We start from the raw sequence: 12,330 nt of genomic DNA on the forward strand, positions 1-12,330 counted from the left end.
TGCAAATACTTCAATTTCTTGTTGTAAAAATTTAAAGAGTATCTGAATATATTTAACACGTTCAGGGCTGGCGGAAAATCCAACGATGCTATCGGGAAAGCATGCTTCAAATGTTAATATCCCAGTTTTTGCTATATTAGCAGCGATAGTGATACAAAGAGTGCCCACTGGCCAAATTTTACTTTGTGATAAACCAAATTCCGAATAGGTGGAACTGTAGTTTCTGATAAGACCGTCAGAGTTTGCGATATCTCCGGTTTGAATTAGAGGGTATTTTCCACCCAGAAGTTCGGGTGCATTTCGTGGACGGTGTTTGGAGACCCCTCGATTAAGAGTGCCAAATTCTTCTAATCTTATAAGTGGTAATTCTTTAGGGTTAGTAAATGGATTGCCAAATATTTCAATGAAGACAGATTTTTCGAGCTCACTCAGAAGCTCGCGCTGGCGGGCACGTTTCTGCTCGATGAGGCGTTCTAATCTGAACTTATCCGCAATTCGTTGTTGTTCAGCTAGAGACGGGAGGGGAATTAATGATTCTTTTACAATTCGATCAGAAACTGCGGGGTAACTGGCGCCAGTAGCAAGCTTGACCATTTCTTGAACCAACTGTGGGTTATTTACCCAAGCGAACAGATAGTCATTTCTGATTTTCTGGGTGTCTGCTCGGAGCACTGAGAAGCCCGTAGACCCTATAGCGTTATCTAATTCGGTGGGGACTATAGCTACTGCATTCAGGTTTGGTCGCACGGTTGAAACAAGTACATCTCCAGATTTGAGAAGTTGCCGTGCACGACTTGGAGCTTCATTGACAGAAATCTCTTTTGAACCGGTAATAATCTTTTTTTGATTGTCTACAGCGCTGAGATCTATATAAATAAAGGAGTTGGTAAATTCATTACTGGGATTTACTTTCTCTACCTGTTCACAAACATCCCCAAGCTTCACCGTTCTAGTCTCACTCAACCCCCATCACCTTCTTCAACTGCTCGATGTGCTCGCCGATTTCCTTCTGAGTCTGCTCCAGCTCGGCAATGATTTCTTCGGGGGAGCGGTACTCCACCTCTTCAAACTCAATCTCCTTATAGCGGTTCAAAGAGAGGTCATAACCCTGCTCCCGCATCTCCTCAACAGGAACGGTGAAGGACTGCTCCGTGCGTCCTCGCTCCCGCTCCGCACCAGCACGCTCTTTCCATCGTTTTAAAACATCAGGCAGGTCATTCGCTTCAACTGGGTTACGCTTATCGTCCAAACTGAAACCATCGGCGCGCACGTCATAAAACCACACCTCATCAGTGCCGCCTGAATTAGTTTTCGTAAAGAACAAAATCGCCGTAGACACACCCGCATACGGCTTAAACACACCGCTGGGCAACTTCACCACAGCATCCAGCTTCTGCTCTTCAACAATCGCCTTGCGCAAATCCTTATGCGCCTTCGACGAACCAAACAAAACGCCGTCCGGCACAATCACCGCCGCGCGTCCACCGGGTTTCAGCAGTTTCAAGAACAAAGCCAAAAAGAGCAGCTCAGTCTTCTTGGTCTTCACCGTGCGCAGAAGCTCCTGCGACGTCTGATCATAATCCAAAGACCCCGCAAACGGCGGATTCGCCAAAATCAACGAATACTTCTCCGCATCGCCCGAAGCGCCCTCGCTCAACGAATCGCGATACTCAATCTCCGGGTTCTCAATACCGTGAAGAAGCATGTTCATCGAACCAATACGCAACATGGTCGAATCGAAATCAAAACCGTGGAACATGCCGTCATGGAAATGCCGCTCCACCGTAGAATCAGCAAAAATCTCCGGCTTCTCCTTGAGCAAATACTCAGCAGAAGACACCAAGAAACCAGCGGTACCGCAAGCCGGATCGCAGATAATATCCGAACCCTTAGGGTCCATCATGCGCACCATCAACTCAATAATGTGGCGCGGCGTGCGGAACTGGCCATTCACACCCGCCGAAGCAATCTTCGAAAGCAAGTACTCGTACAAATCACCGTTTGTATCGGCATTCTCCATGGGGATATCGCTGAGCTGATCCACCACCTTAGTCAGCAGCTGCGCCGAAGGAATTGTGAAGCGAGCATCGCGCATATGAAAAGCGTGCGTAGACTCAGCACCACCTACACGGCTGGCGTGCGAGCGCATAAAAGGGAAGACCTCGTTAGAGACCAGCTCAAACATGTTGCCCGGCGCCTCATCTTTGAAGTTCTGCCAGCGCAGATGCTGCTCGTCCGCAGTGAAAATAGGGTTCTTGACCGGCTCACCCAAGAACTCGGCGTCCTGCTCTTTTTCTCTCTGAATGTCATCAAGACGGCGGATGAAAAGCAGGTAGGTAATCTGCTCGATAACCTCCATAGGGTTAGAAATGCCGCCGGACCAGAAGGCATCCCAAATGCGGTCAATCTTATTCTTGATGTCACCAGTAATCATGGGCTGATTATATCGGGAGGGGGAGTGTGGCCGCTTTCTCACGTGCGGAGATTCACCAGATTGCTTGAATATGGCGTTATATTGCGAGTATTGAAGGCCGGTGAATCAGACTAACTGTGAGCTGCAACTGTAACTTCCAGAAGTTACAGTTGCAGAGAATTCTTGAATTCAGAACACATTCTGAATAAGATGAAACTATGACTACTCAAACCGCTGATCGCCGTGTTCAATCCTCCGAACTTAGTCGAAATTCTAAGTCTGTTTTTGCTGCTGCTGAAGAAGCGCCGATAGTAGTTACTCGCAGAGATGGTGAAAACTTGGTGCTTATGAGCGAGCGGGAAGCCACTGAGCATCGCAAAATGTTTGAACTAGCCGCTCAAATAATTGCTGCAACCACTTTCGATACAGGTACCCTCGCTGAACGAATGAGCGATGTCTTTCCCTGGATGCTGGCGCTAACTCCCGAGGCACGTGAAGAATGCGCTGACTCTCTTATCGACTCCGCCCGTGCGTCCTTCTCCACCAACCAACCAACCATGCTCCTCATTGAAGTAACCAGTTGGTTTGAAACAGCTACGGCAAGAGCGGCAGGTCTACATAATATTGATGTAGCTTGGCTTGACGAACCTCTCAGTGTGGATTATCCATAATGGCAAAACAGCTGAAGGTGGAACGACCCCTACGGAAAAATGAATACGAGCTACGGTTCGCCACCACGCAAGCGCGAAAAGGATGGCTTGACCTCAAAGCGACTATCCGCGGTCCTCTAGTGGAAACATGGGAATTTCTGACGAAAACGCCTACTGAAAAGACCTTGAACAACTATCCTCTGCGCGCAGATCTCGGATTCTTGACCTACCAGGGTAAAAAATATGAGCGCTGGCAACATAAACCAACACGTCAAGGAGATGCTCGAATATGGTTCTTTGTTGAGGGTCAAGTGGTGTATTTAGAGAAAGTTTTCACTTCGCATCCCAATCAGACCAAATGAATTAAGTTGCGTTGCCTCATTACTCCCTCACCCTAGATTTCTAAAGTCAATGACCGGCTCCGCTCGTTTTGACCACGTATACCTGGTCAAAACGAGCTACGCCGGTCACTCGCTCAGGAAAGTAGGCAGAGTCCTACATTTCCACCACAATCTTGCCGGGTTTCGGCTTCGGCTGACCCTTGATTTTGCCCGCTTCTGCCAGTTCTAGTGCCTGGTCAGTATCTTCAAATGCAAAAACCGATCCGACGACCGGGCGAATTTCACCGGATTCCAGAACAGGGCGGTATTCATCGAGCTTGGCACCGTCGGCGTGCATCAGCAGGAATTTGTACTGCACGTTGAGCTTCTTCGCGGCGGCGCGGGGCTTGCGGCTCATTGCAAACATCAGCGGCTTCAACCAGGGCTTGCCTGCCGCCTCAGCCAATGACGTATCGGGCGGCCCCACCACGCTCACCAGCGTTCCCCCGGGTGCCAAAACTTTCATGGCGCGCAGGGTCTCGTCACCGCCTAGGGTATCGAGCACTACATCGTATTCGCTCAGTGCCAGTTCATAGTTTTCGGTGCGGTAGTCTACGACGACGTCGGCACCGAGTTCCTTGGCAAGTTCCACGTTGGGGGTGCTCACGGTGGTTGCCACGAACGCGCCCAAGTGCTTTGCTACCTGAATCGCGATGGAACCGAGACCGCCGGTGCCGCCCTGAATGAAGACTTTAGACCGTGGCCCCACCTTGGTTTTTTCGGTGAATGCCTGAATCGCGGTCAGCATGACCAGCGGGATTGAAGCTGCCTCAACCATCGTGAGATTAGTCGGCTTGAGCGCAACGTCATCTTCATGCGCTACCGCAAATTCGGCAAAAGTGCCCATATTTTTATTGCGCGGACGTGCGAAAACTTCGTCGCCCACAGCAAAGCGTGTGACTTCCGAGCCAACCGCGCTGACGGTCCCGGCAAATTCGTTGCCCAGAGTAAAAGGTGTTTTCTGTGGGAAGAGCAGTTTGAAGTCACCGTGAGCGATCATGATGTCTACGGGATTTACACCGCCCGCCGCTACTTTAACCACGATTTCATGGGCACCCGGCTCAGGAATGGGGTGCTCGTTCCACTGCATCTGTGAAATATCGCCGTATTGGGGAACCTGATAGGTTTTCATCGTTGTATTCCTTCGGTTTTCGTTCTTATTACAGAATGCAACATAACAGAAGCAAATATTCTTCCCGCAGAACGTATCTATTCTCATGTAATACTTGCGCCCTCACAGTTTCCACCGCCTACAATCGAAGTAGTTTGAACTGCTCTCCCCTCACTCCAGAAAGGCTCCGATGAGTCCTACCGCCCGTAAATCTTCCCAGACCGTGGCTATTGGCGCGGTAACTGCGCTGGCTGTGGCACTGACTGGTTGCTCTTCAGAGGACGAGCAGGAGACCGACGCCGAGTACGCGCAGATTTGCGTCAATCAAGATACTCAGGAGCGTGTTGACGACAACCAGTGCGATGACCATACTCATTCGCATTCGAATTTTGGGTGGATGTGGCTTCCGTTCTTTTTGGGTAATAATCGCGCTAATACCATCCCCGCTGTGGGTGACAGAATTTCCTCGAACCAGCAGGCCACGCGCGAGGATCCGCGTAAACGGGATAGGTCGACTACCACGGTAGGAACTGCCGGAGGCTCGGTGTCAAAAAATAAGAACGGTAAAACCTCGGTCAAGTCTGGGACGTCTCGCGGGGGCTTTGGCTCTAAGGGCGGCGGGTCCGGTTCGTAAGGGTTTATACGGCAGATTCTCTGACAGCTGGCGTAGCGTGAGGCAAGCTGGTTGGGATGAGTTTGCCGGATGCGAGCTAGCGAGCATATAAAAGGCAAGCGAATTGGACAGTGCTAGCCTTTCGTGAGCCAGGCGAGAAGGGTTACTTGCCGACGCTACGTCGGCTGAAAGCAACAGCCCTACATAAACCCTCTATTCTTCTAAGGAGCCACATGGAACGTATTTCGATGATCCCGCGCGACGGTTGGCAGGAGACCATCAAGCGCCAGGGCTTGGTCTATAACGATGCTGTTAAGGACGGGCGTACCGTCCATTATTGGAACGAGAACGCCGCTTATCAGTTCAGCATGGCGGAAGTTCTTCATTTGGAGAAGGTCACCGATAATCTGCACCGTATGAGTTTGGAAGCGGCGCGTTTTTTGGCGGCTGAGCAGCGTAATCCCGGTTCGCCGTTTGCGCAGATGGGTATTTCGCCTGAGGGTCTGGAGTACGCTATTGAGTCGCTGAACCGTAATGATCCTGATTTGTATGGGCGATTTGATTTGGTGTATTCAGACTCCTCTACCCCTGCCAAGATGCTTGAGTACAATGCCGATACTCCCACCGGTTTGGTGGAGGGTTCAATCGTGCAGTGGTATTGGTTTGAAGACATGTTCATCAACCGGGGTAAAACCGGGTACGACCAGTGGAATGGTTTGCATGAGGCGCTGGTGAATCGCTTTGCTAAGTACCGTGATTCGCTGCGCTACGACGTCCATACGAACCCTAATCCGAAGCTTCACTTTGGGTATACGGCGCTGGACGATTCGGGCGAGGACGTCATGACTGTCGAGTACCTGCGCGATTGCGCCATCCAGGCGGGGTTTACCGCCCGAGATGCTCTCGGCGAGACAATCTATGATGCCAACAACAACCCGCTCCCGATGGCTCAGCGCATTGAAATGACTCAAATCGGTTTCAACTGGGACACCAACCGGTTTGTGGACGAACACGATGAACCGATTGACCACATCTTCAAGTTGTATCCATGGGAAGACCTCATCAGCGAAGAATTCGGTGAGCCCCTCAGCGATACGCAGCCTAGGGGCTGGATTGAGCCGGCGTGGAAGATGTTCCTTTCAAACAAGATGCTTTCGGCGGCTCTCTGGCACATTTACCCCTACCACGAGAATTTGCTGAAAACTTTTGTGGACGCGCCGCGCTTCATGGACGAGTACGTGAAGAAGCCCCTGCACGGTCGCGAAGGCGACAACATCGAGATTCATACCCCTACCCAAAGTATTGTGCAGCCTGGTCGCTATGGCGGCGAGGGGTACGTCTTCCAGGAGTACGTGCAGATTCCTAATTTCCAGGACGAACAGGGCCGCCCTAACTATCCTGTACTCGGTTCGTGGGTGGTCGACGGCGAATCGTTTGGCGTGGGAATCCGCGAATCAGATGGTCCTGTCACCGACTATTACTGCCGCTTCGTCCCCAACATCATCAAAAACTAAACCGCATCCTCAGCCCGACCTCTAGCGAAAGCACCCCATGCTCGACACTAAGCACCTGTTTCCGATTACGCTCTCTTCTTCTGCCCCGGCATATTCGGCGATTGTGACGGCGCCGATTATCGTGAGTATGTGTGGGCTGTGGTCGATTGGTATTTACCTGGTTGCTGCGGCTCTTTCCTGGTACGTATCGACAGCTTATGAGCGTAATACTGCGGTTCGCCCTGACCGCGGCACCGTGTACTCGTGGAATACCGGTGCGTTTGCCTGGCTGAATGGTTATGCGCTGGCGGTCACCGGCATCGTGGCAACCAGTGGGTTGGCGTATGTGGCGGCAACGGGTCTACTTTCGCTCTTCGGAGTATCCAGTATGACGGCGGCGCTCATCCTCGGTGCGGTAATGATTGCTCTGGCTCAGGTGCTCAACAACATTTCTTTGAAAGTCACAAGCGTGGTGCAGATTCTTGCCCTCATTGCGCATATCGCTGCGGGTATAGCGCTGATTGTGCTGATGTTCGTTGCTGACCAAGCACCTATCCAGCCCGCTCTGACCTTTGCAGGAATCATTGAAGGGTTGCTCATCGCGGTTTTTGCTTTCTGGGGGTTCGATACAGCTTTTGCGCTCGCAGAGGAGTCCGACGCCGGTGCGCCCAAGACTGCCTCACGGCTGGCGATCATCACCATGACCATCACGTTCGTGCTGGTGGCAGTGGTTATTTCGCTTTACGGCATCGATGCTGTGGTAACCCACCCGCTGGTTGTTATCGCCGTCTCGCTCTCTGCCGTGATGGCGCTGGGATCGACTCTGCTTCCGACTGTGCGTGGCGTCGAGGCAATGGCGGAGAAGCACGACCTACCCAACCTCTTCGCTCACGGGCTCAAAGCGGAGGTCACCACCGCCGTCCTGTCTATTGCCATACTTATGCTGGTACTCCTCAATGAGGGGTTCTTCTATGACCTCATTGACTGCCTCTCCATATTTGTAGGGTTCTACTATGCCGGAGCAATCTTTGCTCATTACCGTAACGGTGGTGCAAAGAGTGCGCTGGGCATGTTCGTCCTCATGCTTGCGGTGACTCTTGCGGCGGGTATTTACATGCTGACACCCACCTACGGCAATACCGTTTTCGGGTCGGTGTCAGGCGTGGCAGTGCTTGGGGGCGCGTTGGCGGTGTTGGGCGTCCTTCTTTATCTGGTGAACCAGGCAGTAAAACCCGCTACCCACAAGTAACCCCTTTTACCTCGCAACTACTCGTTAGCTGATGTCGCCTCGGTCGATAGCATCGAGCGTCAGCTCCCCGGCATGTGCCACCAGGTTTTTAGCCAGCGGAATTTGATGGGATGCTGACTCAAGAATGTGCATAAAGTACCCGGCGGTATTGGGAAAAGCAATCAGGTCGCCTACCTGCACCCCCTGGGGGAAGAAGATAGGACGGCGCATAATCACCTCATCTTCAATGCAGTAAGCACCTACGAGGAAACCTTCATAGGGTTCGCTTGCCGCCGCCTTTCCCAGAGGGATATGCACGGGGTCCACGAGATAATCGTCTGAGGTGGTTCGCAACTGAGTACGGTTCATTTCCAGCCCCACCAGCGGTAACCCGTCGCTACGTTCCTTGATGAATGCGACTTTGGCAATAATCGCACCGCACCCGTCGAGCACGCTACGCCCAGGTTCTACGTGCAAACGCAAGCCTAATTCGCCAACTTTTGCACCGGCGGGGGAGCCGAGAACCTCCTCTAGCCACTGCTCCCGCACGGGACCCTGGTGGAAGGGGTAAAAGTTCTTGAGCGGGTCGGCTTTCCAGGTAAAGGGGGCGATATCACCCTGGTTTTGTGCGTGCAAAGCCTGCTTGAAGTTATCCCACTGGTCGACATCATCCAGATAGCTCATGGGTACTCCACCGCCCATATCGATGAACTCAGGCGCATGCCCTGCTACGCGCAATTCTTCGATGAGGTCGGTTGCCTCGTGTAGCGCATCAATGCGATCTTGGGCGCTGTAACCATGTAAATGCAGATGCAAACCTGCCACTCGCACGTGTGGGTGGGGCTGGGAGAGATAGGCGAGCCAAACTTCTGACCGCTCACCAAAACGCGAGGGCATAAAACGCTGGGGCTCTGGCGCTAGGCGGGGTGCAACCCGCACGCCATTATCACCGGCAAGCGCGATAATCCGGTCAAATTCTGCGCAGGTATCAACGGAAATCGTCACGTTATTATCAATTGCTAACTGCAGTAATTGATCGGTCTTGATGGCGGCGGAAAGGATGATGCGTTCGCCGGGCATACCGGTTGCTAGAACCTGAGATAGTTCGCGGTAACTTGCTACATCTACTCCATGCCCTTCATCACGAACACGTTCTACGAAAGTGAGTGCCTTGTTGGCTTTGCGCGCGAAGAAGACGCGCACGTCTACGCCGTGGCGTTCTCCTGCTTGGGTGAGCTGGCGGCAGTTGCGCACTAGAGGATCGGAGTTGAGAATATTCAGCGGGCTGGCGTATTCATCGATGGCGTGCTGGAGCTGTTCGGGGCGGTGGAAGAGGTCTTCTGTCCACGGCTCTAATCTGCCGGTCAGTGGGGGGAGTCCGTAGGCTGTGGAATCCCTGTGCAGCGCGCAAAGAGTTTGGACCCAGCGGGGAATAACGGTGTGGAGGGTTCGTGAGAGCGAATCGTTGCCCAGTACAAAAGGTTCGCTCATGCGCCCGGCAAAGGCGAAACGGGTTTGCCCGGGAAGCATACCGTCGGGCTGGATTTTTACCGTGACGGGCGAATCGGTGGGCGCTTGCTCTGGCGCAACATTGTGGAGCACCTGCGCCCCGAGTGTCCCTGGCGAAACTCCGGGTGTTGCCAGGACGGCGTCGACCCAGATATCTGCCGGGCAGCCCTCGGTGGAGGCAAGAAAAGAGAAATCCACCAATCCCGCATCAATCAGAGCAAGAACTTTGCGTACTTGCTGGGTAGGAGGACCAAAAGCGAAAGGCTCCAGGGTACGGGTAAGCTCATAGAATTCTTGACTCTCGGCAAGGTCGCTGAAAGAGACTCGCCGAACAATCGCCGGGTAGAGTTCTCGCCATGCCAAGCCCACAGACTGTTGGGGACGGCGAGGGTTCGCCAGCGATTGCGCTAATTCGTCGGCGGGATTGCTTGAGGGGGCGAGCATATCCCAGGTGAACTCTTGCCCCGATACGGCGTTCGCTGCCTGAACGAGGAGATTTTTCAGCTCGTCTACTGAAGTGATACGGGGAATTTTCCGCTCAAATTTCTTGAGAATGACCTCCTCTGCTGCGGTGACAGGTTCGGGCTTGACCTGAATGAACCGCCCCGAGCGAGAGGTGGGGTACATGCGGGTCGGCTCCTCACCGCTTGGCTGATACCCGTTGGCAGTAAAACGCCCGCCGCGCCCGGCAGTGAGAGCCAGCATCGCATCAATGGAGGTCAGTGCTGCGCCTCGAATACCCACCTGTGCCCCTGCGGCGACGCCGGAAAGCCCAGTGAATGGGTCAAGCATTCCCCGAGGGTGGAGGGCGGGTTCATGACCGGTGGCAAGCAGGACGTGCTCGAATTCCTCTAGCTCCGCCAGATTCTCTACCGCGCGTCGTTCAAACTCTACCGTGCACCGTGAAGGCAGGTTCTCTACAGCATGCTGCCACGAGACATGAAGGAATTTCCCGACGGTCGCGCGGGCGGGGAACTCGTTGAGTGGCTCTGCTTCACCCAGAACTTCGCGCCGAAAATCATCCAGCGTACCCAGGGCAGTCCGAACCGCTGAGGATCGTACGTTGATGACCAAATCGTTTGGCTGGTCTATAGAGTAAGCGGCGCCATACCCCAGCGGTCGAGGATCAAAAACAGTGATGCGGAAACTGAGATCGTGCAGCAGGCTTGCTCGGCTGAGCTCCTCCACCGCCCACAATCCGCGCGGGCCGGCACCTATTATGGCGATTGAAACTGAGTCCGTCATGGTGTCTTTTCTGCTAGTTGAGGGATGTCTGGAAAGGCGAGCGGGACTAGGAAGGATCAGCGGGGGAGAGATTCTCCTCTACCCACTGATTGTTGTAGATAGTGCCCGTGTAGGCGGTACCGCCGTCGTGAAGAATGACGACGACGTCCTCGCCGGGGGCAAACTGCTCAATATCTGCCCGAACCGCTGCCATCACTGCACCGCCGGAGGCACCGGGCAAAATCGCTTCGGTGCGTGCCAGCTCGCGGGCTTGCTCTACCGCACGGTCAGCCGGAATACGGCGCGTTCCGGTAGGCGTTTGTCGCTGGGAGAGGTCGGTAGCTACCCCTGCCCCGTAACCGGGCAAGAGACGTTCGCCGCGAGCGCCACCGTAAAGCACCGACCCTTCGGCGTCGACCGCGATAACCTGCGTGGGGGCGCCCCGCCGGGTGACTTCGGCAATGCAACCGCCGACTGTCCCGGTGGTTGAAACCGCCACATATACGCGTGCCGGTGCATGACCTAATGACTCAAAAATCTCTGCCATCGTGCCTTCACTATGTGCCGTGAAAGCCGCCGGATTGGAATACTGATCTAGGTTGATAGAACCGGGAAATTCGTCCAAAAGATCCTGAACTTTTTGACGTCGCGCGGTGAGCCAGTCGTGAGTTTTTGGGTCCGGTTCGTTCACTGGGTGCAGTACCCCGCCGTATGCCTGGATGAGGGCGAGCGTGGTTTCGTTAGTACGCGGATCCACCACACAATGAAACTCAAAGTCGTGCAGAATTGCCTGGCGAGCCAAAGCGATACCCAGGTTGCCTGAGCTGGATTCAATAACTACGGTTCCCGGGGTGAGCCGCCCGGTGGTTATGGCATCTTTGACCAAGGCGGCTGCAGTGCGGTCCTTCGCGCTTCCACCAGGGTTAAAGCTTTCTAATTTGGCGAAAATACGGGTGTTTTTGATGCCGTTTTTAGCTTCCCAGCGGCGGAGGCGCACGAGCGGGGTGTTGCCCGTGACCTCGTCAATATCGTTATAAAGAGGTAAGACCATACTCTAAATCTTACGCCGAATATTAATAAGTCTTCTTAGCATGACGCTGAGTGTGAGATGGTGTAATAAAACTACTGATTTCGAAATACGTTACATAAATCTCCCCTTTTTCGTTGCACATGACATCTCCACCTGCAAACCCCAGCACTGCTGAGTAAACTTGAGGGCAGTGCAAAAACCAACCCGCCCGCGCGCCCGATACGAAAATCGGCGTGAACGGGCAGCGAAAGGAAGAACTGTGTCTGAAGCACGCCCCCTGCGCGTTGCCGTGATCGGCTCTGGCCCCGCCGGTGTCTACGCCGCGGATATCCTCACCAAATCCAAAGAGGTCAAGGACGGCGACGTCGAAGTTTCTATCGACATTTTTGATCGCTACCCCGCGCCGTTCGGTCTGATTCGCTACGGCGTTGCCCCTGACCACCCGCGTATTAAGGGCATCATTGGTGCGCTCCACAAAATTATGGATCGCGGCGATATTCGCTTCTTCGGCAACGTTGAATACGGCGTGGACGTAACCCTTGAAGAGCTACGCGAACACTACGACGCCATTATCTTCGCAACCGGTGCTATCAAGGACGCACCCCTGGATATCCCCGGTGCAGACCTGGACGGTTCCTATGGCGCTTCCGACTTCGTCTCCTGGTACGATGCCCACCCC

At 53.6% G+C, this 12,330-nt stretch carries 10 protein-coding genes and 1 pseudogene; 6 read left to right on the forward strand and 5 right to left on the reverse strand.

Annotation, left to right across the window (positions count from 1 at the left end):
• The coding region (locus tag A7E48_RS09535; RefSeq protein WP_141669442.1) for a restriction endonuclease subunit S at window positions 1-963 on the reverse strand (963 nt) is incomplete at its 3' end.
• Entirely contained in the window at window positions 956-2,434 is a 1,479-nt protein-coding gene (locus A7E48_RS09540) for a class I SAM-dependent DNA methyltransferase (RefSeq protein WP_068172777.1), read from the reverse strand. The genes A7E48_RS09540 and A7E48_RS09535, both read right to left, overlap by 8 nt.
• Window positions 2,435-2,631: 197 nt before the next feature.
• Between A7E48_RS09540 and A7E48_RS09545 the strand changes: the two genes are divergently transcribed.
• Together A7E48_RS09545 and A7E48_RS09550 are read left to right on the forward strand one after the other, a co-directional pair.
• Window positions 2,632-3,084 (forward strand): type II toxin-antitoxin system Phd/YefM family antitoxin, encoded by a 453-nt coding sequence (locus A7E48_RS09545; RefSeq protein ID WP_068172779.1) that lies wholly within the window; start codon window positions 2,632-2,634, stop codon window positions 3,082-3,084.
• Entirely contained in the window at window positions 3,084-3,425 is a 342-nt protein-coding gene (locus A7E48_RS09550; protein WP_068172781.1) for a hypothetical protein, read from the forward strand. Before A7E48_RS09545 ends, A7E48_RS09550 begins: the two co-directional genes overlap by 1 nt.
• A gap of 133 nt (window positions 3,426-3,558) precedes the next feature.
• On the opposite strand, the gene A7E48_RS09555 is transcribed toward A7E48_RS09550, so the two are convergent.
• A complete protein-coding gene (locus A7E48_RS09555) occupies window positions 3,559-4,575 on the reverse strand; it encodes an NADP-dependent oxidoreductase (protein ID WP_068172784.1) in 1,017 nt (338 codons plus the stop codon).
• Between the two features lie 169 nt (window positions 4,576-4,744).
• Here A7E48_RS09555 and A7E48_RS09560 point away from each other — a divergent pair, with 169 nt between their 5' ends.
• From A7E48_RS09560 to A7E48_RS09570, 3 genes are all read left to right on the forward strand, one after another.
• Entirely contained in the window at window positions 4,745-5,188 is a 444-nt protein-coding gene (locus tag A7E48_RS09560) for a hypothetical protein (RefSeq protein ID WP_068172787.1), read from the forward strand.
• A 212-nt stretch (window positions 5,189-5,400) separates the two neighbouring features.
• A complete protein-coding gene (locus A7E48_RS09565; protein WP_068172789.1) occupies window positions 5,401-6,681 on the forward strand; it encodes a glutathionylspermidine synthase family protein in 1,281 nt (426 codons plus the stop codon).
• A gap of 37 nt (window positions 6,682-6,718) precedes the next feature.
• Complete coding sequence (locus tag A7E48_RS09570; RefSeq protein WP_068172791.1) at window positions 6,719-7,909, forward strand: amino acid permease; 1,191 nt, start codon at window positions 6,719-6,721, stop codon at window positions 7,907-7,909.
• Between the two features lie 24 nt (window positions 7,910-7,933).
• On the opposite strand, the gene A7E48_RS10875 is transcribed toward A7E48_RS09570, so the two are convergent.
• Window positions 7,934-10,642, reverse strand: a complete 2,709-nt coding sequence (locus tag A7E48_RS10875) for an FAD/NAD(P)-binding protein (protein ID WP_083147349.1) — start codon at window positions 10,640-10,642, stop codon at window positions 7,934-7,936.
• 46 nt (window positions 10,643-10,688) lie between these two features.
• A complete protein-coding gene (locus A7E48_RS09580) occupies window positions 10,689-11,672 on the reverse strand; it encodes a pyridoxal-phosphate dependent enzyme (protein ID WP_068172792.1) in 984 nt (327 codons plus the stop codon).
• Window positions 11,673-11,910: 238 nt separating this feature from the next.
• Here A7E48_RS09580 and A7E48_RS09585 point away from each other — a divergent pair.
• A pseudogene (locus tag A7E48_RS09585) lies at window positions 11,911-12,330 on the forward strand (pyridine nucleotide-disulfide oxidoreductase); the annotation flags it as partial.

Origin of the sequence: Rothia sp. ND6WE1A, assembly GCF_001683935.1 — a bacterium.
Lineage (GTDB): Bacteria > Actinomycetota > Actinomycetes > Actinomycetales > Micrococcaceae > Rothia > Rothia amarae.

Excerpts from the sequence above, each read along its gene's own strand:
- A7E48_RS10875 (WP_083147349.1), bottom strand. The coding sequence starts at position 10,642 with ATGACGGACTCAGTTTCAATCGCCATAATAGGTGCCGGCCCGCGCGGA.
- A7E48_RS09545 (WP_068172779.1), top strand. The coding sequence starts at position 2,632 with ATGACTACTCAAACCGCTGATCGCCGTGTTCAATCCTCCGAACTTAGT.
- A7E48_RS09580 (WP_068172792.1), bottom strand. The coding sequence starts at position 11,672 with ATGGTCTTACCTCTTTATAACGATATTGACGAGGTCACGGGCAACACC.
- A7E48_RS09550 (WP_068172781.1), top strand. The coding sequence starts at position 3,084 with ATGGCAAAACAGCTGAAGGTGGAACGACCCCTACGGAAAAATGAATAC.
- A7E48_RS09560 (WP_068172787.1), top strand. The coding sequence starts at position 4,745 with ATGAGTCCTACCGCCCGTAAATCTTCCCAGACCGTGGCTATTGGCGCG.
- A7E48_RS09540 (WP_068172777.1), bottom strand. The coding sequence starts at position 2,434 with ATGATTACTGGTGACATCAAGAATAAGATTGACCGCATTTGGGATGCC.
- A7E48_RS09565 (WP_068172789.1), top strand. The coding sequence starts at position 5,401 with ATGGAACGTATTTCGATGATCCCGCGCGACGGTTGGCAGGAGACCATC.
- A7E48_RS09570 (WP_068172791.1), top strand. The coding sequence starts at position 6,719 with ATGCTCGACACTAAGCACCTGTTTCCGATTACGCTCTCTTCTTCTGCC.
- A7E48_RS09555 (WP_068172784.1), bottom strand. The coding sequence starts at position 4,575 with ATGAAAACCTATCAGGTTCCCCAATACGGCGATATTTCACAGATGCAG.